The organism is Guyparkeria halopsychrophila (assembly GCF_044582135.1).
Taxonomy (GTDB): domain Bacteria; phylum Pseudomonadota; class Gammaproteobacteria; order Halothiobacillales; family Halothiobacillaceae; genus Guyparkeria.
The window spans coordinates 87,760-107,635 of record NZ_JBDODP010000004.1; the positions used below are offsets into that span (position 1 = coordinate 87,760).

17 protein-coding genes, 1 tRNA gene and 1 other RNA gene are annotated in these 19,876 nt (G+C 63.7%); 12 read left to right on the forward strand and 7 right to left on the reverse strand.

Annotation, left to right across the window (positions count from 1 at the left end; genetic code table 11):
• The first annotated feature begins 123 nt into the window (after positions 1–123).
• The gene (locus ABGV18_RS03150) at positions 124–1,221 is read left to right on the forward strand and encodes a porin (protein WP_396584782.1); all 1,098 of its coding nucleotides are present in this window, start codon (positions 124–126) and stop codon (positions 1,219–1,221) included.
• A gap of 440 nt (positions 1,222–1,661) precedes the next feature.
• Here ABGV18_RS03150 and ABGV18_RS03155 read toward each other — a convergent pair whose 3' ends face one another.
• The 4 genes from ABGV18_RS03155 to xerD form a co-directional block, all read right to left on the reverse strand.
• Complete coding sequence (locus tag ABGV18_RS03155) at positions 1,662–2,561, reverse strand: NAD-dependent epimerase/dehydratase family protein (protein ID WP_396584783.1); 900 nt, start codon at positions 2,559–2,561, stop codon at positions 1,662–1,664.
• A gap of 191 nt (positions 2,562–2,752) precedes the next feature.
• On the reverse strand, positions 2,753–4,393 hold the full coding sequence (locus ABGV18_RS03160) for a methyl-accepting chemotaxis protein (RefSeq protein ID WP_396581854.1): 1,641 nt from the start codon (positions 4,391–4,393) through the stop codon (positions 2,753–2,755).
• A 372-nt stretch (positions 4,394–4,765) separates the two neighbouring features.
• On the reverse strand, positions 4,766–5,551 hold the full coding sequence (locus ABGV18_RS03165; protein WP_396584784.1) for a disulfide isomerase DsbC N-terminal domain-containing protein: 786 nt from the start codon (positions 5,549–5,551) through the stop codon (positions 4,766–4,768).
• Between the two features lie 175 nt (positions 5,552–5,726).
• Positions 5,727–6,632, reverse strand: a complete 906-nt coding sequence (gene xerD, locus ABGV18_RS03170; RefSeq protein ID WP_396584785.1) for a site-specific tyrosine recombinase XerD — start codon at positions 6,630–6,632, stop codon at positions 5,727–5,729.
• Between the two features lie 843 nt (positions 6,633–7,475).
• Between xerD and acs the strand changes: the two genes are divergently transcribed.
• Positions 7,476–9,437 (forward strand): acetate--CoA ligase, encoded by a 1,962-nt coding sequence (acs, locus tag ABGV18_RS03175; protein WP_396581851.1) that lies wholly within the window; start codon positions 7,476–7,478, stop codon positions 9,435–9,437.
• A gap of 373 nt (positions 9,438–9,810) precedes the next feature.
• Complete coding sequence (locus ABGV18_RS03180) at positions 9,811–10,365, forward strand: cytochrome b/b6 domain-containing protein (protein WP_396584786.1); 555 nt, start codon at positions 9,811–9,813, stop codon at positions 10,363–10,365.
• Positions 10,366–10,395: 30 nt separating this feature from the next.
• Here ABGV18_RS03180 and ubiB read toward each other — a convergent pair whose 3' ends face one another.
• The 3 genes from ubiB to ABGV18_RS03195 are packed head-to-tail and all read right to left on the reverse strand — an operon-like array spanning position 10,396 to position 13,851.
• Complete coding sequence (ubiB, locus tag ABGV18_RS03185; protein ID WP_396581850.1) at positions 10,396–12,054, reverse strand: ubiquinone biosynthesis regulatory protein kinase UbiB; 1,659 nt, start codon at positions 12,052–12,054, stop codon at positions 10,396–10,398.
• Positions 12,054–12,707, reverse strand: coding sequence for a ubiquinone biosynthesis accessory factor UbiJ (locus ABGV18_RS03190; RefSeq protein ID WP_396581849.1), 654 nt, complete (start codon positions 12,705–12,707; stop codon positions 12,054–12,056). The genes ubiB and ABGV18_RS03190 overlap by 1 nt, the downstream gene beginning before the upstream one ends.
• Before the next feature lie 25 nt (positions 12,708–12,732).
• On the reverse strand, positions 12,733–13,851 hold the full coding sequence (locus tag ABGV18_RS03195; RefSeq protein WP_396584787.1) for a phospholipase A: 1,119 nt from the start codon (positions 13,849–13,851) through the stop codon (positions 12,733–12,735).
• 413 nt (positions 13,852–14,264) lie between these two features.
• Between ABGV18_RS03195 and ABGV18_RS03200 the strand changes: the two genes are divergently transcribed.
• From ABGV18_RS03200 to ssrA, 9 genes are all read left to right on the forward strand, one after another.
• Positions 14,265–15,212 (forward strand): CHAD domain-containing protein, encoded by a 948-nt coding sequence (locus tag ABGV18_RS03200; protein ID WP_396584788.1) that lies wholly within the window; start codon positions 14,265–14,267, stop codon positions 15,210–15,212.
• Between the two features lie 38 nt (positions 15,213–15,250).
• Positions 15,251–15,326: transfer RNA gene (locus ABGV18_RS03205), tRNA-Thr, on the forward strand.
• A 431-nt stretch (positions 15,327–15,757) separates the two neighbouring features.
• Entirely contained in the window at positions 15,758–16,111 is a 354-nt protein-coding gene (locus ABGV18_RS03210) for a metalloregulator ArsR/SmtB family transcription factor (RefSeq protein WP_396584789.1), read from the forward strand.
• 45 nt (positions 16,112–16,156) lie between these two features.
• Complete coding sequence (locus ABGV18_RS03215) at positions 16,157–17,113, forward strand: permease (protein ID WP_396584790.1); 957 nt, start codon at positions 16,157–16,159, stop codon at positions 17,111–17,113.
• 25 nt (positions 17,114–17,138) lie between these two features.
• On the forward strand, positions 17,139–17,483 hold the full coding sequence (locus ABGV18_RS03220; RefSeq protein WP_396584791.1) for a hypothetical protein: 345 nt from the start codon (positions 17,139–17,141) through the stop codon (positions 17,481–17,483).
• A 39-nt stretch (positions 17,484–17,522) separates the two neighbouring features.
• The gene (locus ABGV18_RS03225; RefSeq protein WP_396584792.1) at positions 17,523–17,759 is read left to right on the forward strand and encodes an MTH895/ArsE family thioredoxin-like protein; all 237 of its coding nucleotides are present in this window, start codon (positions 17,523–17,525) and stop codon (positions 17,757–17,759) included.
• Between the two features lie 194 nt (positions 17,760–17,953).
• The gene (locus ABGV18_RS03230; RefSeq protein WP_396584793.1) at positions 17,954–18,088 is read left to right on the forward strand and encodes a hypothetical protein; all 135 of its coding nucleotides are present in this window, start codon (positions 17,954–17,956) and stop codon (positions 18,086–18,088) included.
• Positions 18,081–19,064 carry an arsenic resistance protein gene (locus tag ABGV18_RS03235; RefSeq protein WP_396584794.1) on the forward strand — a complete coding sequence of 328 codons (984 nt, stop codon included), beginning with the start codon at positions 18,081–18,083 and terminating at the stop codon, positions 19,062–19,064. Before ABGV18_RS03230 ends, ABGV18_RS03235 begins: the two co-directional genes overlap by 8 nt.
• Positions 19,065–19,435: 371 nt before the next feature.
• Positions 19,436–19,796, forward strand: a transfer-messenger RNA (tmRNA) gene (ssrA, locus tag ABGV18_RS03240).
• The last annotated feature ends 80 nt before the right edge of the window (positions 19,797–19,876 follow it).

Genomic DNA, 19,876 nt, shown 5'->3' on the forward strand with positions numbered 1-19,876 from the left:
CGTTCCTGCCGCTTCATGGCAGGGTAATGATCCTGTAACTCCTCGCTTTCACGATGCCTTGCGTCTGACGGCCAGTCCGTCTGGACCTTTGCCAATATTCATGTGATTTCGGGAGTTCCACAGATGAAAAAGAACATCATCGCACTGGCCGTTGCAGCGGCCGTCGCCGCGCCGGCATCTGCCATCGCCGACACCACGCTGTACGGCAAGATCCACGCGTCCTACGATTTTTGGGGCGGTGACGTGGCTGAGAATGCCGATTACAGCCTGGCATCCAACTCCTCGCGTATCGGTATCAAGGGCAAGGAAGCGGTCTCCGACAACCTGTCACTGATCTATCAGTGGGAAACCCAGGTTGACTGGGGTGGCAGTGGCGAGGGTATCGGCGAGAACCCGCGTAACACCTTTGTCGGCTTTAACGGCAACTGGGGTACCGCCATCTTTGGTCGCCACGACACCCCATTCAAGGATGTGCGCGGCAAGTACGACCTGTTCGGCGATACGATTGGTGACGCGCGTTCCATCCTGCGCGGCCGTTCGGTTGGTGGCTCGGATAACAACTGGGATCAGCGCTACAACAACACCGTCGCCTACATCACCCCGGACGTTGGTGGCTTCCAGGCGACGGTTGCCTACGTTTCCGATACCGAAGCGGACATCAACAATAACTCTGATGCGATCAGCGCGAACGCCTCTTACGAAATGGGCGGCTTCGGCATCATCGCCGGCTACGAGCAGCACAATCGCTCGGCAGTCGCTGGCGAAGAAGACTCGCAGAATGCCTACCGCGTCGCGGCTCAGTACAAGATGGGCGGCTTCAAGGTGATGGGCCTTTACCAGGGCGTCGAGAACGTCAACTACATGACCGAGTCGCAGGCAAATGCGCAGGGTGCCAACGTTTACGGTGGCGAAATGGACATGTGGGGCGCAGGTGCCGCCTACTCGTTCGGCAAGAGCACCGTCAAGGCGCACTACTTCACCGCCAGCGAAGTTGATAGCGTCGCCGATTCCGGCGCGAACCTCTGGGCGATCGGCTACGACTACAAGCTGAGCAAGCAGACCAAGGTCTACGTCGCCTACGCCGCCATGTCGAACGAGAGCGCTATCCGCAGCTACGCGGTTGGTTACAAGACGGGTCACGGTGAGTCCGCGGCAGTCGATACCGCCGATCTGGGCAACGATAACAACGCCTTCTCGGTTGGTGTTGTCCACAAGTTCTAATCAATCCTGAGATTGATCGGAACGACAGAGGCGCCTTCGGGCGCCTTTTTTCGTTGCTGTCGCCGCAATGTGGATGGCAACGAAAGAAGCACGGCTATTGGACGTGGGTGGCTCCCGTCGCCGTGATTTGTCGATGGAGCGATGGGCTTTTCGGTTAGTCGATCGGTCGTGGGGGGAAGCCCGAGTCAGCGCCTGTGTTCCAGGACGATGCCGTGGGCTGGGGAAGTCGAAGTCGGGGACGGCCGCTGGTACGGCCTTCGCGGGCGAGGCCTGCTCCCACAAGGGCACAGGTGGCGATTTCACCGTGGGAGCTTGCCTTGCAAGCGAATCGCGCGAGACGCGCGAGTCCTGATTAACCGATCGGGCGAATAGTCCGTGGCTTTGCGGGGCGCCTATTGCGGTAGAAGGCTGCTCAAGTGTCCCGTGACCCGCCCACACCCTCAGTCGCGTGGGCAATCCGCCAGCGCTGCAGCCAGTGTGGGATAGCGCGGCTGCCAGCCCAGCCCGCGCTGAATGGCGCTGGCGTCGACACGGCGGGATTCGCTCAGGAATTCGCGGGCCATGGGGCTGGCCTGCTCGAGGATGGTCGCCAGCGGGGCCTCCGGGGGTTGTGGCAGGTCGAAGTGCGCGGCGATCTGGCGGTAGGTGACGTTCACCGGGGTGGGGTGATTGTCGGAGACATTGAAGGTGCCGGTAACGGGCTGGCCTGTCTCGATTCGATCGACCAGCAGACGCAGGATGTCGGCGAGATCCTCGGCGTGGATGCGGTTGGACCACGGTGCCTCGCGGCCGGCAGGCACGGGCGTGCCCTGGCGGACCTTTTCCACGGGCAGCCGATCGCAGGCGTAGATGCCGGTCACGCGCAGCGTACAGGTGGGGATGTGGAGATCTCGCGCGTACTGTTGGCACCGGGTTTCGGCATCCAGTCGACGCCGACCCCGGTCATGCGCGGGGGCCGGTGGTGTCGCCTCATCCACCCAATCGCCGCCGTGATCGCCGTAGACGCCGGTGGTGCTGATATAGACCAGGCCCGCGGGCGGTTGCGTCGCCCCGGCCAGCCAGCTCGCGAGACGCGAATCGGCCTGCCCCTCGCGGGGTGGCGGGGCGAGGTAGACCCAGGTCGCGTTTTCCGGCGTGGCCTCAAGCGGGATGGCAGTCTCGTCGTCCAGGTCGATCGGGCAGGTGGCCCATTTGCCAAGGCGCCCCTCGGGGCGTTCTATCTGATGCCGAGCAATGGCGACGAGATCATGATCCGCCAGTCGATTGGCGAGTCGCTGCGCGATATCGCCATAGCCGATCAGGACAACGGAGGTGCGATTGGGTCGAGCGTTGGATTGCATGCGATGGATCGTCGTTGAGTTTGTGGTCGGGGCATCCAGCCTAGCCGCTGTTCCTCGCGCCTGCACGCGTGGAACAGCCGTGGCCAGGCTTGGCAGTGCCCGCTTGGCAGTGCCCCGCTTGATTCCCAGGCAGCATAAAAAGACCCGCCGTGAGGCGGGTCGCTGCATTTCGGCCTTGGCGCTGGCTGTGCTTAGAGCTTGAAGCGCGCGAGTCGGGCCTGCAGTTCCTCGGCCAACCGGGCGAGTTCGGCCGAGGCCGTCTTGGTCTGGGTGGCGCCCTGTGCCGACTCCTCGCTGATCTGCGAGATGGTCTGGACGTTGCGGTTGACCTCCTCGGCCACGGCGCTCTGCTGCTCGGCGGCACTGGCGATCTGGAAGTTCAGGTCGTTGATGCCGTTGACCCCCTGGGCGATCTCGCCCAGGGCCGCCTCGGTTTCCGACATCGCCTGGGTGCTGTGACCCACCTGGTTGTGGGCGCGCTGCATGGCGGACACGGCGGCGTTGGAACGTGATTGCAGCCGCTCGACCATGCCGTGGATCTCCTCGGTGGAGCCCTGGGTGCGCGAGGCCAGCGCGCGAACTTCCTCGGCGACCACGGCGAAACCGCGACCGTGTTCGCCGGCACGGGCCGCCTCGATGGCGGCGTTGAGCGCCAGCAGGTTGGTCTGGTCGGCAATCGCGCCGATTACGTCCAGCACCTTGCCGATTTCTTCGGACTCGGCCTTGAGCGAATCGATGGTGTCCGAGGACTGGCGGATCTCGTCGGAGAGGATGCCCACGGCGTTGACGGCATTGCCGAGGATGGTCTGGCCATGCTTGGCCGAGTCGTTGGCGGTCTGGGCGCTTCGGGAGGCGTCCGAGGCATTGCGGGCCACGTCCTCGACGGTCGCGGTCATTTCGTTCATGGCCGCGGCGACCTGCTCGATTTCCTGCATCTGCCGTGCGACGCCGCGATCGGTCTGCTCGGAGACGGCCGAGGTCTCTTCGGCGGCTGAGGCAAGTTGCTCGGAGGCCTCGCCGATGCGCTTGAGGGTGTCACGCAACGACTCTCGCGCGGTGTTCATGTGCGTGATGATGTCAGCGATCTCGTCGCGGCTGTCGAGTTGCACCGGCTCGTTGAGGTTGCCCTCGGCGAAGTTGGTGGCAAAGCGGTCGGCCGCCTTCAGGCCACGGGTGACGCCATGGATGATCCAGGCGGCGATAACGATGATGATCAGCACGTTGATCACGGTGATACCGATCGAGATCATCACGTCCTGCTCGACCCGCTCGCTGGTGCGTGCAAGCTCTTCTTCCATGTTGCCACGCAGGATGCCCTCGTACTCGCTCGCGGCCTGCTCGAAGCGCGGCAATACCTCGGTGAGGGTGAGGATCAGCAGGGCCTGGGCGCCGATGTAGTTACCTTCCTCGAGCTTTTCGATCAGCGGCAGGAAGGCGACGTTGACCAGTTCGTCCTGGGTGGCGAACAGTGCCTGCTGCGCCTCGTTGGATACGGTCTGGCGGTGCTCGATGGCGGCGATCTTGGCGTTGACTTCCTTCAATGCCGCGAGGTTCTCGCGGATGATATCCATGTGCTGGTCGATGCCGTGGGCGTGCATCGCGGCGGTGCTCCCCTGCGGATCGTGTTGCAGGGCCAGCAGCGACTGCGTGGTTATCTGATTGAGCAACTGCACCGACGTGCCGACGTAGTCGATCGGCATGATGCGCAAATCGTGGTTCTTCTCGGCGAGTTCATGCCCCTTGAGTTCGGCATAGATACCGAAAAGGCTGGTGCCGACGGTAGCTGCGCCGGCGAGGACCACGAGAAGGATGAGTTTGGCCTTGATCGTCATGGTGGTGGCAATGCTCCTAATGGTGGCTTGAGTCGCCCTGCCGTCACTCCGGCAAACACCAGCGCGCGGGTCAATGAAGTGACGCGGCGGTGAGGGGCTCTCGCTCGTCTTGTTGGTTCTATCGGTCGACCGGCGCCCGACTTTAGCGAGGCGTGTGACTTTTCGTCCACGGCGGTGCGCGCGGAGGTAGTTCTAGCCAGAACCGTGCCTAGGGTTAAAGTGCGGGTAGATAGTTGTTTTTCGGCAAGCGACGCCAACCGCGCCGATCGAGGGTCAATGGTTTGACGTCCGCTTTGGGTTCAGTGGCGTCATAAAAAAGCCCCGCGCCAATGCCTGGTCGCGGGGCTTGCCGTCGTCGAGCGTGGGGATCGGTTAACGCCCGCTTTGCTCGATTGCTTGCAGCATGATGTTTGCCGGACGATAGCCGGGCATGGCCGCCCCGTTGGGCAGGATGGTGTACGGGGTGCCGCTCATGCCGAGGCGATTGGAGAGCGCCAGGTTCTCTTTGATCATGTCGTTGTGGCAGGCCTCGGCGTCGACCGAGTCGCCCTTCATGGCGCGTTCGAGCGCCTCTTTCGGGTCATCCGCGCACGCGACCTTCGAGGAGACCTCGAAGCCCTTCGAGCCCGGTCCCTGCCGCGGCGTGAGGATGTAGGTCACCTCGACGCCGGCCTCACGCAGTTTCGGCAGTTCCTTGTGGAGCTTGTCGCAGAACGGGCAGGTCGGGTCGGTCAGGATGGTGATCGCGTGCCTGGTGTCGCCGTCGGCGGGATAAACGAGCTTGCGCTCCGCCGAAACGTCCTTGAGGTATACCAGGCGTTGTGACTGCTGTTTGGCCTGCGTCAGGTTCTGCTGGTTTGCCACGTCGATCAGGTCGCCGGCGATCAGGTATTTGCCGTCGCCCGTGAGGTAGGCGATCTGGCCGTTGGAGGTGAGTTCGTAGATGCCCTTGGCGGGTGTCTCCTCGATCGAGTCGATCGGTACGCCCGGCATGTGCTTCTGGATGCTGGCGGTGATCGCTTCCTTGCTGTCGGCCAGAACCGCGGTGGTCGGCAAGGCCAGGGCAAAAGCCAGTGGCAGGGCGGTCAGGCCGCAACGGGTGGCAAGCGGAAAACGGGTGTTTCGCATCGTGTAATCAACCTGGGTTTGTATGGTCATGTCCGGATTGCTGAGCCGGAGGCTCGACTTGGAGTGTCGAGTGTCGTCAGGGTTCCATTGTGTCATTAGTGAGTCGCCGGGAGAATTCGAACGTTGATTTGTGGAGTGCCGCGGGCGATTTGGCAAGGCGTCTCTCATAAGGACTGATTGGTGCCCCACCGCCGCTGAAATGGCGTCAGCCGCGTGGGTGGTGCTCGGCGTGCAGGGCCTGCAGGCGAGCGGTGGCGACGTGGGTGTAGATCTGGGTGGTCGACAGATCGGCATGTCCCAGCAGCATCTGCAGGGCGCGCAGGTCGGCCCCGTGATTGAGCAGGTGCGTGGCAAAGGCGTGTCGCAGGGTGTGGGGCGAGGGCAGGCGCGCCATCCCGGCGTGGCGGGCATGGTGCTTGAGCCGGTACCAGAAGGCCTGGCGTGTCAGGGGGGTGGCGCGATTGGTGACGAACACCGCGGCGGCCTGCCGCTCGCCCAGCATGGCCGGTCGGGCCTCGTTGAGGTAACGGTGTAGCCAGTCGATCGCCTCGTCGCCGATCGGTACCAGGCGTTCGCGACCGCCCTTGCCCGTGATGCGCGCCAGGCCGCGGACGAGGTGGATCTCGTTAAGCGTGAGATTGACCAGCTCTGAAACCCGCAGGCCGGTGGCATAGAGCGTCTCGAGCATGGCCCGGTCGCGCAGGCCCAGCGGCGAGCTCGTGTCCGGCGCATTGAGCAGGGCCTCGACGTCGGCCTCGCTGAGATCGACCGGCAGGGCGCGCGGCCGGCGCGGTGCGGGCAGGTCAGTCGCCGGGTTGGGCCGGATCAGGCCCTCGCGATTGGCCCAAGCGTAGAAGCGGCGCAGGGCGGAACGCATGCGGCCTACGGAGCGCGGGGCCGCGCCCTCGGCCAGCCGCTCGCCGAGAAGGCGGTTGAGGGCATTGCCGTCGGCATCGGCCAGGGCCCGGGTTTCGTCCAGTGCGGCGGCCCCCGATAGTCGGCGCGCAGTCAGTTCCAGGTCGCGTCGATAGGCCGCGCGGCTGTTGTCGGCCAGGTTTTCCTCCAGCCACAGGGCCTCGATGAAGGCCGTGATCAATTCGTCGTCCTGCATCGGGCTGGCCCTCGGTGCATTTGTGGTGGGCATCTAGAATTCGATAACACCCTGCGCGTCTTGAGCCGGGCCGGTGCTAGGCGCTCGTCCGCCGCGGAAGAGTCGTTCGCTTTCCAAGGATGAAACCGAATCGGCAGGCCGGTAGTCACCGGCCCGAAGGACGAGGTCCATGGACGGGTCACGCGACGCCGCAGATTCCCGGCTCAAGGCGAGCAGGGTGTTGTCGGATTCGTGCAAAGTTCCCTGAGTCGGCCAATAGTATGACGCTGTGGAATCGGAACCGTGGCAGCGAAACGCTTGATCTGCCAACGGATCGGCGGGGATTCCCCACTTTTCAGACCGGTTGTCCACGTTTTTATCCACAATCAGGCCGGCTTTTATGCCGACTTACCACAGCGGGTGCGCTGGTGCCAAGCCCTGTGGCGCCGATAGTCGGCCAGTTGGTCTGGTGGAGGTCAAGTCCGCTCAAAAACAATAGGTTAGCGCCTGTCGCGGAATGGGTCGATCGTGTTGGCCAAAAAATGCGCAATCAGTGCAACTGCCTGATCGGGCTTTGTCCGGGGTAGTTGTCGGCGCGTTTTCCACTAGGTTATCCACAGCTTCTGTGCATAAGTGAAATCCGCTTGTCGCAATTCCTTTTCCACCAATCGGTTAGCGGCTGTTTTTGCGGATTTGTTCCGGATGTTGTTGCTAAGTCAGTCGATGGTGCGGAAGGTTGTTTCCCAGCCACGCGGGGAATTTTGCTAATCTTGCGCGGTGCGATTGCCCGGGTCTTGAGCCGGGGCGGCGTTTGCTGCGTGCAGGCGCCCTGACTACCGATACACGATTACCGATGGAGTCTATATGGATAACCTCGAGTCCACTCTGAGCGAGAACCGTGTCTTCTCGCCGGCGCCGGAATTTTCGGACCGGGCGAGAATCGGGTCGCGGGCGGCCTTCGACGCGCTGGTTGCCGAGGCCGAACGCGATTTCGAGGGCTTCTGGGCGCGACTCGCGCGCGAGTTCGTCACCTGGGACACGCCGTTCACCCAGACGCTGGACGATTCGAACGCGCCGTTCTTCAAGTGGTTTGCCGACGGGCGGCTCAACGTCTCGGCCAACTGCATCGACCGTCATCTGCCGGCCAAGGCCGACAAGACCGCCATCATCGGCGAGTCGGACGACGGCACCGTCACCCACATTTCCTACCAGGAACTGCACGATCGTGTCGCTCGATTCGCCAATGCGCTCAAGGCGCAGGGCATCGGACGCGGCGATCGCGTCGTCATCTACCTGCCGATGATTCCCGATGCGAGCGTGGCCATGCTGGCCTGCGCGCGCATCGGGGCGATCCACTCGGTGGTCTTCGGTGGTTTCTCCGCCGAGGCGCTGCGCGATCGGATCAACGACACCGAGGCGAAAATGGTGATCACCGCCGACGGCAACATGCGCGGCGGCAAGAAGGTCAACCTCAAGGGGCAGGTCGACAAGGCCCTCGATCATGGCTGTCCGTCGGTCGAGAGCGTCATCATGCTCGAGCACATTGGTGGCGTGGCCACGGGTGCCTCCAGCGCGAAGGAGTTGACCTGGGCCGAGGCCATCGAGGGCCAGCCGGCCGAGTGCGAGCCGGTCATGGTCGAGGCCGAGCACCCGCTGTTCATCCTCTACACCTCCGGTTCGACCGGCAAGCCCAAGGGCATCGTGCATTCCTCGGGCGGCTATCTCGTCAACGCGGCGATGACCAGTTCCTGGGTGTTCGATCTCAACGATGACGACGTTTACTGGTGCACGGCGGACGTCGGCTGGATCACCGGCCACACCTACGTCACCTACGGCCCGCTGGCCCTGGGCGTGACCCAGGTGATCTTCGAAGGCGTGCCGACCTACCCGGACGGCGGTCGTTTCTGGGACATGGTTCAGCGTCACAAGGTGAGCGTGTTCTACACCGCGCCGACCGCGATCCGCGCGCTGATGAAGCTCGGCGACGAGGTGCCGAACCAGTACGATCTCTCCAGCCTGCGCCTGCTGGGCACGGTGGGCGAGCCGATCAACCCCGAGGCCTGGGTCTGGTATCACGAGGTCATCGGCGGTGGCCGTTGCCCGATCACCGATACCTGGTGGCAGACCGAGACCGGTGCACACATGATCGCGCCGGTCCCGGGGGCGATCGACCTGGTGCCGGGGTCCTGCACCCTGCCGCTGCCGGGGATCATTGTCGATGTGGTCGACGATAACGGCGATTCGGTGCCCACCGAGAGCGGCGGCAACCTGGTGATCAAGAAGCCCTGGCCGTCGATGCTGCGCACCATTTGGGGCGACGACGAGCGCTTCCAGCGCACCTACTTCCCGGACAGCCTGCCGGGCTACTACCTGGCGGGGGACTCCGCGCGTCGTGACCAGGATGGCTACATCTGGATCATGGGCCGCATCGATGACGTCATCAACGTCTCCGGTCACCGCCTGGGCACCATGGAAGTCGAGTCGGCGCTGGTCGCGCACCCGGAGGTGGCCGAGGCCGCCGTCGTGGGTCGTCCGCACGACGTGAAGGGCGAGTCGATCGTCGCCTTCGTCGTGGTCAAGGGCGACCGGCCGCAGGGCGAGGCCGCCGAGGCCATGGTCAAGACCCTGCGCGACTGGGTCGCCGAGCAGATCGGACCGATCGCCAAGCCCGAGACCGTTCGCTTTGGCGACAACCTGCCCAAGACCCGCTCGGGCAAGATCATGCGCCGCCTGCTGCGCGGCATCGCCAAGGGCGAACTGCCGGAAGGCGATACCTCCACCCTGGAGAACCCGGCGATCCTCGAGCAGTTGATGGGCAAGGACTGACCCGCCGGCCACTGCCGAACTCGAGACCCCGTGACCGTCCTGGTCGCGGGGTTTTTTGTTTGGGCGCTTGCAGCCGACCGTGTAGGAGCGGCTTTAGCCGCGATACGCCCGTTGAAAACAGGGACAGAGGCAGGGGATGCCTCGACGTCGAAAGACGGGGAATCGGGACGGATAGCCCGCTACCATTTTCCCCACTTCTGACTTCTTTCAGCTCCAACTTCCGAGGAGACACCCATGCCAGGCAAAGACGAGCCATCCGTTCGCCGCGTGCGGGTCTGGGATCTGCCCATCCGGCTTTTTCATTGGGCGCTGGTGGTATTGATCATCGCCCAGTACCTGACCGGTGCGGTGTTCGACCGCTACCTCGTGGCACATGTATCTCGGCGTGACGGTCGGTGGGCTGGTGGTCTTCCGGCTGCTGTGGGGCATCTGGGGCAGCGACACCGCGCGGTTTACACAGTTCGTGCTCGGGCCGCGGCGGTTGTGGCATTACCTGCGACACGGCGATCGCGACGGATTGCGTCTGGGCCACAACCCACTGGGTGCGCTCTCGGTGATTGCCCTGTTGGGGCTGTTGTCCCTGCAGGTGGGCACGGGGCTGTTCGCCCACGACGATGCCTTCAACGAGGGGCCGTTCCACGGGTGGGTGAGTTCGGCCATGGCCGACTGGCTGACGGCGGTGCACAAGCAGAGCTTCTACGTGCTGTTGGGCTTGATTGCCCTGCATGTGGTCGCGGTATTCGTTCACGTCGTGATCAAGCGACAGGATCTGCTGCGGGCCATGATCACCGGCTGGATGCGCGTGCCGGTGACGGTTCGCGTGCTCAATGCGAACCCCCGGTTCGCCGGCCCGATTGCCTTCCTGCTGGCGGCGGGCATTGCCGCCGGCGCGGCCTGGTGGGTGGCCTCGCTGGTCAGCACGCTATAGCGGGCTTGTTTGTAGCGACTCTTCGGTTGGTCAGCGCCGCAGGCCGGCGTACAGCAGGCCCGCGGCGGCAACCAGTTCCGTCCAGCCGAGCCATGACAGGCCGGCGAGTCCGTCCTGTTCAAGGCCACGGCCCTGGGTGGCGAGAAACACGACCAGCAGCAGGGCGCCGATCAGTGTCAGGCGGTTGCGGGCGCGGTCACGCCGGGCATCGTCGCGCAGTGACGCCAGTTCCCGCCGTTGCCCTTCCAGGAGATCCGACTGGCGGTGAACCTGCTGCATCGCCTGGATCGACAGGCGTGGCAGCTCGGAGAGGTGCTGGTTCAGGTATGGCGCCTCGTCGCGCAGCCGGCGGAGAAAGGCTTTCGGCCCCATGCGCTCGCGCATCCAGCGCTCGATGAACGGCTTGGCGGTCTGCCAGAGGTCGAGGTCGGGGTAGAGCTCGCGGCCCAGTCCCTCGATCACCAGCAGGGTCTTTTGCAGCAGCACCAGTTGCGGCTGGACCTCCATGTCGAACTGGCGCGCAACCTGGAACAATCGCAGCAGGAAGTGGCCGAACGAGATCTCGCGCAGCGGCTTTTGGAAGATCGGCTCGCAGACCGTGCGGATGGCCGCCTCGAATTCCTCGACCCGCGTGGTGCGCGGCACCCAGCCGGATTCGACGTGCAGCTCGGCGACGCGGCGGTAATCGCGGTTGAAAAACGCGTGGAAGTTCTCGGCGAGATAGCGCTGATCCTCGGGCATCAGCGAGCCGACGATGCCGAAATCCACCGCCATATAGCGCGGCTGATCGGGGTCGGTCACGTCGACGAAGATGTTGCCCGGGTGCATGTCGGCGTGGAAGAAGTTGTGCTCGAACACCTGGGTGAAGAACACCTCGACGCCGCGCTCGGCCAGCCGCTTCATGTTGACGTTCGCCGCGCGCAACAGGTCCATGCGCGCGATCGGAATGCCGTGGACGCGTTCCTGGACCAGCACGTCGGTGCGACACCAGTCCCAGTAGACCGCCGGGACGTACAGCATCAGCGAGCCATCGAACTGGCGCTTGAGTTCGGCGGCGTTGGCCGCCTCGCGCTGCATGTCGAGCTCGTTCATCAGGGTCTTGTCGAACTCGGTGACCACGTCCACCGGGTGCAGGCGCGGGCCTTCCGACCAGTAGCGCTCGGCCAGCCGGGCGACGGTGTAGAGGATCTCGAGGTCACTGCGGATACGCCGATGGATGCCCGGGCGCGTGATCTTGACGATCACCTCCTGGCCGTCGTCGAGCGTGGCGGCGTGTACCTGGGCGATGGACGCCGAGGCCAGTGGCTCGGCCTCGAAGCGGGCGAAATGCTCGGTGACCGAGTCACCCAGTGCCGCCTCGATGCGCTGACGGGCAAGTTCGGCGGGGAAGGGGCGCACACGATCCTGCAGTGCGGAGAGCGCCTCGGCCAGGTCCGGGGGCAGCAGGTCGCGGCGGGTGGAGAGCATCTGGCCGAACTTGACGAAGATCGGCCCGAGGTCTTCCAGGGCCGCGACCAGCCGTTCGCCACGCGTGCGCTGGCGATTGTTGGACAGCCAATACCAGGGCGAGACGAACTTGAGAAAGCGGATCGGGCGGAAGATCTTGAGCGCCAGCACGATCTCGTCGAGGCCGTGGCGCAGCAGCACGAACTGGATGACCACCAGTCTCCAGAGCAGTCGTGGTCGCATCAGGTCTCCTTGGCAGTGTTCTGGGCCGCATCCTGGGGCGCGTTGCCGGGGGTGGCTGCCTCGAGACGCTCGATGCGGCGTTCGAGCCGTTCGACCGCCGAGCGCGCCTCGTCCACCCCGTCCAGAAAGTCCGGTAGGTCGAAGTCATCGGCAATCACCCGGGCCTCGTGCACCAGGAAGTCATGCTGCTCGATGCGACGGGTTTCTCGCCATTCGGCCCCGGTCTGCCGTGCCTTGCGCGCGGCCTGCTCGACCACGCCGGCGGCCGAGACACCGACTTTCTCGGCCAGCCAGTCGGCCCAGTCGATGTCGAGTTCGCTCAGGGCACGCAGAAAGCGGGTGGCCGCCTGTTCGTCGCCCTCGATCGTGAGATCACCGGTGAACAGCGAATCCGAGGCGTGCTCGTGCTGCAGCGCGGCCAACAACGCCGCGCCGCTGGTGTGAATGCGGGCATCAGGCGGCAGGTCGTCGGTCGCACGCCACATAAGCCCGTTGCTGGTCGGCGTGACGGTCAGGGTCAGGCGCGGGTGGTCGATCATGAACGTGATCACCACACCCGCCAGGTCGGCCAGGCGGGCGCGGGCGTTCGCGTCGCGCTGAATCAGTCGATTGATGGCGGTTTCGGCGCCAAAACGCAGGGCGGTGGAAATCATGGGGACGCGGGTGGTGGCGAATGGATCAGAGCCAGTCGGTCAGGGCGATGCCCACCCCGATACGGCTGATCGAGCGATTGTAGTCGATCAGGCTTTCCCCGTAGCCATTGAAGTACTGCACGTAGCCCTTGACGCGTTTCGACAGCGGGAAGGTGTAGTCCACCTGGATCGCGCCCTTGTTCTCGTTGAAATCGAGGTTATTACGCAGGGTGGCGGCGATGGTCTGCTCGTTCCACTTGTAGGCCAGCATCAGATCGCCGTAACCCATGTAGTCGGTGATGTCCGGGTTTTCGTTCTCGTCGGCCTCGGGCAGGCGATACCAGCCGCGGAGGCGCCCGGCGAAATTGCCGCGGCCGAAGGCGGTGCTCGCGGCGAGACGGTTCCAGCTGCGCGAGCGCTCGCCGCCTTGGCCGTTGGAGGTGTGAATCAGCGAGAAGCGGGCGCGCTTGAAGGTCAGGCCGGCCAGCGAGTAATCCATGTCCAGCGTCAGGCCGGCCTCGGGCTCGTAGTTGGTCTCGCGGAAGGGGGAGGACGCGTCACCCTCGGCGCCGAGAAACGCGGTGTTGTAGGTCTGCCAGAGCGAGAGTTGGCTGTAGGCGAAATAAAGCGCCGTGTTGGGGCCGAACGGATCCTCGAACCAATCGAACTGGAAGGACAGCTGGAACTTGGTCTCGGCATGCTGGGGCTCGAAGTCATAGACCGATCGTGACAGATCGGTGGGCGTGTAGGTCGCCGGCATGAGGTAGTTGGGTTTGTAGCCGCGCATGACGAAGGGATTGCGCTCGCCCGACTGTTCCGACGCGAGCCGACGCTTCAGGGCCACCGGCTCGGACTTCTTCACTGGCGGGGTGGCCGCCTCTTGTTCCGCTTGCGCTTCGGCGAACGGGTCCTCGTTGGTCTCGCCGGTGGGCTGCCTCCACTCCTCTTCCGTTGCGGCGTCGTCCTCGAGGGCTGCCGGTCCGCTCGAGGCCAATCGATCAAAGCAGGCAAGCCGTTCCGTGTCGGTATCGATCTTGGCGCATGCCGACCAGTCGGGCGTCTCGGTCTGGGCGGAGGCCGGACTCAGAATCCCGAGCAGGACGATTCCAGACAGCGCGGCGGAGGGCAGCAGACCGTGTTTGGGATGTAATAAGGAACGTGACATGGCGGCAAGTCTTTGATGGATGGCGACCGGTAGGACATGATAGCCGGTAGGGTAAGGGCTGCGCGAATCTGCTGCCGCTCTGCGTGTCATGAGTTGGGCCGGTGCAAGGCGGTCGTCGGCCGCACAACGGTGATTTCCTTTCCAAGGGCGCCGAGGCAGCAGATGCCCCACCTCAAGGCGCCCTGCGGGGCCCGGCAAGTCGCCCGTGCTCCGGGTGGTGTCGTGTCGACATGGCCACCGCACGCCGGCGACGACGTGCCTAGATCACGAACCACTCGCCCGACCAGAGTGGCACCTGACTCGCGCGGACCTTCCCAAGTGGAAGGAGCTCCAAGGTCGGCGGTGTTGGACCGCTTCTGGAAGACAACAGTCAGGGCGTTGAAGTTCCGTGGCTGACCCCGGGAGGAGATTATATGGCGCAGGCGAAGAAACACGCTCGGCAACTGGACGCCGATTTTCTCACCCAGCCGGCCGGCGAAGTTGCAGCTGTGCTCATTCGCGCCCAGCAGGCCGTTTTCCGTCGTGCCTGGGCGCATTACCGCAAGGCGGCCGACGAGGACCCCGAGGCCCTGCACGATTTGCGGGTCGAGTTGCGGCGCCTGCGGGTCTGGTTGCGGTTGTCCCGTGATGTGGTTCGAACGCGCAAATCCACGCGGCGGCGGCTCAAGGCGCTGGCCCGAGCGAGCAGTCCGAGGCGCGATCACGAGGTGATGCTCGAATTGCTCGACCGGGTCACCCAAGATGCCGAGTGTGCCGATGTTGCAGCACGGATAGGTCGTCTCGCCGATGAACATTGCCCGGCCGACGGCGATCTGGCGTTCGACGTCAAGCCTGGCCTCAAGCCGCGGGGACGCAAAGGCACCGTGCCGTTTGGCCGCTGGTTCGCGAACCAGGTCACCACGATGACCGAACACATCGAGCAGGATCTCTCGTCCGGCCAATCGGGGTTCCACGCGGCCCGCATCCAGGTCAAGCACCTGCGCTACCTGCTTGAACCCATGCACGAGCCCTTTACCGTGGTCGAGCCCACGCTCGCCGACCTCAAGGCCATCCAGGACTGGCTGGGCGACCTGCATGATCTGGCGGTCTTCCGTGCGCACCTGGCCGACTACGCCGGCTGGCTGCTGGCCGACGCGCTGCCCGCACCGCTGGCCCGCCCGGGCAAGCAGGCCAGGCCCTTGAGCCAGACCTTTGCCGGTGTGCGTGATGACGTCATCCGGCTGTCGGCCTGGCAACATGCGCAATTCGAGTCCATGTGGCACGACTGGGAAACACGCCGCCCGGCGCTCGAGAAACGGCTGTATACCGCCCGCAATCGCCTGATTGGCGAGCTCGAAAAAGCGGCGCCTGCGGCGAATTGACAAGCCAGGGCAAAACGACAAAAATGCCCGGTCCCCGCGCCGGAGTAGCTCAGTTGGTAGAGCAGGGCATTCGTAATGCCAAGGTCGTAGGTTCGACTCCTATCTCCGGCACCACAAGTTTTTGATTTCAGGCGATACGGATAGCAGGCGCTATCCTTTATTTTCCCCTGGAATTAATCGATCTGCATAGCAATTGCACACGGGATGTGCGCGACTGCGTCCGGTTCGGCAGCAGAAAGGCCTCGTCTTTCGGTTGGTCAGAAAGCCCGTTTTAACGGGCCTTCGGCCGAGCGGGACGAGGCCTTTTTGATTCTGAGCCTCAGAGACCGTCCTCAGCAAATGCTCAGCTGCGCCTAATGGGTAGCGAGATCGGTGCACGGTGCCCTTCCACGGGGATGCCGAGGCGGCAAGGCGATCGCGCGATTGGGCCTCGATATCTCCACGCTCTCCGCAATCTTTGGCTCATGTGGGGCCGAGCCGATCCGACGGGCATTGACATTCGGAGCGGCGCATATAAGATTTGTGCCATATCCAGTGAGGTCCGCATGAAAGCCGAAGCATTCCACCAACTTCTCTCCGATCCGATTCGGTTGCGCGCCTTGATGTTGCTCGCCACCCACCGTTCCTTGTGCGTGTGTGAAATCCAGGAGGCCATCGACGTGGCACAGCCGAAGATTTCCCGACACCTCCGCCGCCTGCGCGAGGGCGGGGTGATCGTGGGTGAGCGCAAAGCACAATGGGTTCACTACCGATTGGCCGATGAGTTGCCCGAGTGGTGCCAGGCGGTGATCGACCACACGCATCAGGCGGTGAAAGGCGATCCCGCGTTCGTCGAGGATGAGCAGCGCTTGAAGGCTATGGGCGGACGGCCGGCACCGATGTGCGGCTCGGGTTCATGACGGCGCCGGTGTCGATTCGGCCAGTGATCACGGGAGAGGGCAGGCATGTTTGATTGGTTCGCCTCGTTGATCGTCTACCAAACGCTTGGTCTGAGCGAGGACAGCGCTTGGGGATCGGCGCTGCATTTCTTCGTCATGGACACGACGCTGATCTTCTTTCTGTTGGTGGTCGTGATCTACGTCATGGGGCTGTTGCGGGCACTCATGAGCCCCGAGCGGGTCCGGGCATACGTCCGGGGAAAGCCGCCCTGGCTGGCACGCACGCTGGCGATCACCCTCGGTGGCGTGACGCCCTTTTGCTCCTGCTCGTCCGTGCCCCTGTTCATCGGTTTCGTCGAGGCGGGGGTGCCGCTGGGCGTGACGTTCTCGTTCCTGATCGCCAGTCCCATGATCAACGAGATCGCGGTGGTGCTGCTGGCCGGCATTCTGGGCTGGGAGATGGCGCTGATGTACGTCGCCGCCGGGGTGGTGGTCGCCTGGGTCGGTGGGATCGTCATGCAGGCCTTCCGTCCCGAGCGTTGGGTCGAGGACTACGTCTGGAAAATCCAGATGGGTGAGAGCCAGCCCGCGCCGGTCGACAAGAGCTGGCGGGGACGCAATCGCTTTGCCATTGCCGAAGTCAAGGAGATCGTCGGCCGGATCTGGAAATGGGTCGTGATCGGCATTGCCGTCGGAGCGGCTTTCCATGGTTTCGTGCCGGGCGACTGGGTCACCACCTACCTGGGTGAGCAAGGCAACTGGTGGGCCGTTCCCGGTGCGGTGCTGATCGGCATTCCCCTGTATGCCAATGCCACCGGCATCATTCCCGTGGCCGAGGCGATGCTGGGCAAGGGGGCCGCCGTCGGCACCACGTTGGCCTTCATGATGAGCGTCGCGGCGCTCTCGCTGCCGGAACTACTCATCCTGCGCAAGGTCATCCGCTGGCCGGGCCTGGCGTTGTTCGCGGGCGTCCTCGCGGTCGCCTTCGTGCTGGTCGGCTGGTCATTCAACCTGCTTACCTAATCATCGTACCCAGGAGGCATGTCCCATGAGCGAATCCCCGTCACTCAATCCCGCCATTCTGGAAATGGTCTCGCTGGGCGCGGCGATCGCGGTGCGCTGCCCCTCGAAAACCCAGGAAATGCTCACCCGCCTGACCGAGCGTGTCGTTTCCGACAACCAACTGCAGGAAGTGGTGGCCGCATCCCGGCAAGTGGTCGAGGAAACGCAGTCGCGGGCCAACCAGGTCATCGATGCCGTGATGGCCGGTGAGCCGCTCGAGAACTGCATGCAACGAATGACGCACGACTCGCGCGGGTCATGCGGTTCGTCAGATGGCGACAGCGGCTGTTGCGGCACCCCCGCAGACAAGCCAACCCAGCGCTTCTGCTAAGCCGGATTCATGAAATTTCCGGGATAAGGAGACAAAGAGATGAAGAAAGTTCAGGTGCTCGGCACCGATTGCGCGAAATGCAAAAGCACGGTTGAGCTGCTCAACGACGTGGCCGAGAGTGAAGGCGTTTCGGTCGACGTGCAGAAGGTCGAGGACATCGCCGAGATCATGTCGATGGGTGTGATGTCCACGCCCGGCGTGGTTATCGACGGCACGCTGGTGCACAGCGGCTCGATGCCCGCTCGGGCACAGGTTGTCGAGTGGCTCAAGGACTAGGCGCCCCGTTTCAGACAACCGCTGCCAGGCCTCTTATCTGGAAGCCTGATGCGGATTTGGCAGTGTTTTGTCCGCCAGAGGCGCTGTGCCGAATGTGCCCAATCGGCCTTGGGGGCTAGGTGAGTGAGCTTGACGGGGGCGTCGGCGCATTTCTTCGATCGCCAACAAGGAGTGGGAATGATCAGGAGGGCGCCATGGACAAGCACGTCGTGATCGGTATCGACTGTTCCGTGGTGATCGATGGCTTGGTGGGCCTGGCGGAAAACCTGCGCGGTGATCCGGCGAGGGAATTCACCCGCGAGCTCCGGAGGAGATATGTGCATGCGTGAAGGCCTGGAGCGTCATCAGTCCTGGATCTACCTGGCCTTCATCCTCGCGGGGGTGGGGGTCGGCTTGGTTCGGCCGGACCTCACGGCGGCGCTCGACCGCCTGCTATGGCCTCTGCTTGGTATATTGCTGTACGTCACGTTCACCCAAGTGCCGTTAACGCATGTCCGGGAGGGGATGCGCGACTGGCGCTTTCTTTCGGCGCTTCTGGTCGGGAATTTTGTGGTGATCCCCCTGTTGCTGGCCGTGTTGGTCGCCTGGCTGCCGCTGGCCCCGGCGATCATGGTCGGGGTGCTGTTGGTTTTGCTTGTGCCCTGCACCGACTGGTTCATCAGTTTTGCCCACCTGGGCAAGGGCGATGCTGGCCGCGCCATCGCGGCCGCGCCGTTGCTCCTGTTCGCGCAACTGGTCACGCTGCCACTGTATCTCTGGTTTTTTCTCGGTCAGGAGTGGCTCGAAGCCGCCCTCAGCACCCACCTGCTGGTGGCCTTCGTGGGTCTGATCCTGACGCCTCTGTTCCTTGCCTGGCTGACCGAGCGGGTCGCCGAGAACCAACCCCGCGTGCAGTCGCTGGTCCGGGGAATGGGGGCGCTGCCGGTCCCACTGCTGGCCGTGGTCGTGTTCGTCATCGCCGCATCGCAGGTGAATTCCGTGGCGGGCCTGCTCGACGTGTTGTGGCAGGTGCTGTTGATATTCGTCGGTTACCTGGTGGTGGCCGCGTTTCTCGGCAAGATCATGGGGCGCCTGTTTCGTCTCGATGCACCCAGTGCGAGGACATTGACGTTCAGTTTCGGTACCCGCAATTCGTTCGTGGTCCTGCCGATTGCGCTGGCACTGCCCGAGGTGTGGCAGGCCGCTGTCGTCGTGATCGTGTTCCAGTCGCTGGTCGAATTGTTCGGCATGGCGGCCTACCTCTCCTGGGTGCCGCGCTGGTTGATTCCCGCAAGCGATGAGCCCATCAGCCGCACGCCCCGATGAGCTCCCTACGTGCCCTCGGACTGAGTCGGTAAACCGTTCGGCAAAGCGAAGACATCCGGCCGTGCCCGCTTTTCTTACCCTGTCCGGAGCTACAGCCGGGGTAGAACCCTTGTGACACGGACAGCTAAGGGGGTAATTGCCCGCGGTGGTATGCCGCAATCCGCGTGGCATGATAGGCTTTGCGCTGCCTCTTTGGGATGGATCGTCAAGCCCGGAGCGAGGCCAGCGCCGAGCCTTCCGGGCGACGGAACCTTTGTTGGCCAGACCGGTCCAATCCTACCTGCTTAAGGGGCAAAGCATTATCCGGGACACTCGGGCATTGCCCCGGGGCTTGAAAACCGCAGTGTTCGTCCCAACACTTGTAGATAACCGGGGGTGATACGGCTTCGACGTGGGTCGCGAAACTCAAGGTGCATGCCGAGGTGTAGTCTCCTCGTAAAACAACTGCAAAACTATAGTTGCCAACGACGACAACTACGCACTAGCCGCTTAAAACCCGGTAGGGTGCCGTCTGGCCGGAGCCGTGCTTGTGCGTCCGGAAACCAGGCGTCGACTCTCACAAGCTCGTGGTGAAGCGTGTCCGCCGTGGATCCACTAAAACTCTAGCCGGACTCGCCGAGTATCTTCCCTGCCTGTCGGGTAGTACTCGGTTAAAGCAATAGACAGGACAAGCATGTAGTACCGAGAGCGTAGGGCTTGCGGACGCGGGTTCGACTCCCGCCACCTCCACCAAACCTGCCAAAAGGGCCAGCCAGCAATGGTTGGCCCTTTTTCATGCCTCCGCTTCTTGATTTCAACTCGGTCCTGGTCCG

Excerpts from the sequence above, each read along its gene's own strand:
- ABGV18_RS03150 (WP_396584782.1), top strand. The coding sequence starts at position 124 with ATGAAAAAGAACATCATCGCACTGGCCGTTGCAGCGGCCGTCGCCGCG.
- ABGV18_RS03155 (WP_396584783.1), bottom strand. The coding sequence starts at position 2,561 with ATGCAATCCAACGCTCGACCCAATCGCACCTCCGTTGTCCTGATCGGC.
- ABGV18_RS03160 (WP_396581854.1), bottom strand. The coding sequence starts at position 4,393 with ATGACGATCAAGGCCAAACTCATCCTTCTCGTGGTCCTCGCCGGCGCA.
- ABGV18_RS03165 (WP_396584784.1), bottom strand. The coding sequence starts at position 5,551 with ATGACCATACAAACCCAGGTTGATTACACGATGCGAAACACCCGTTTT.
- xerD (WP_396584785.1), bottom strand. The coding sequence starts at position 6,632 with ATGCAGGACGACGAATTGATCACGGCCTTCATCGAGGCCCTGTGGCTG.
- acs (WP_396581851.1), top strand. The coding sequence starts at position 7,476 with ATGGATAACCTCGAGTCCACTCTGAGCGAGAACCGTGTCTTCTCGCCG.
- ABGV18_RS03180 (WP_396584786.1), top strand. The coding sequence starts at position 9,811 with ATGTATCTCGGCGTGACGGTCGGTGGGCTGGTGGTCTTCCGGCTGCTG.
- ubiB (WP_396581850.1), bottom strand. The coding sequence starts at position 12,054 with ATGCGACCACGACTGCTCTGGAGACTGGTGGTCATCCAGTTCGTGCTG.
- ABGV18_RS03190 (WP_396581849.1), bottom strand. The coding sequence starts at position 12,707 with ATGATTTCCACCGCCCTGCGTTTTGGCGCCGAAACCGCCATCAATCGA.
- ABGV18_RS03195 (WP_396584787.1), bottom strand. The coding sequence starts at position 13,851 with ATGTCACGTTCCTTATTACATCCCAAACACGGTCTGCTGCCCTCCGCC.
- ABGV18_RS03200 (WP_396584788.1), top strand. The coding sequence starts at position 14,265 with ATGGCGCAGGCGAAGAAACACGCTCGGCAACTGGACGCCGATTTTCTC.
- ABGV18_RS03210 (WP_396584789.1), top strand. The coding sequence starts at position 15,758 with ATGAAAGCCGAAGCATTCCACCAACTTCTCTCCGATCCGATTCGGTTG.
- ABGV18_RS03215 (WP_396584790.1), top strand. The coding sequence starts at position 16,157 with ATGTTTGATTGGTTCGCCTCGTTGATCGTCTACCAAACGCTTGGTCTG.
- ABGV18_RS03220 (WP_396584791.1), top strand. The coding sequence starts at position 17,139 with ATGAGCGAATCCCCGTCACTCAATCCCGCCATTCTGGAAATGGTCTCG.
- ABGV18_RS03225 (WP_396584792.1), top strand. The coding sequence starts at position 17,523 with ATGAAGAAAGTTCAGGTGCTCGGCACCGATTGCGCGAAATGCAAAAGC.
- ABGV18_RS03230 (WP_396584793.1), top strand. The coding sequence starts at position 17,954 with ATGGACAAGCACGTCGTGATCGGTATCGACTGTTCCGTGGTGATCGAT.
- ABGV18_RS03235 (WP_396584794.1), top strand. The coding sequence starts at position 18,081 with ATGCGTGAAGGCCTGGAGCGTCATCAGTCCTGGATCTACCTGGCCTTC.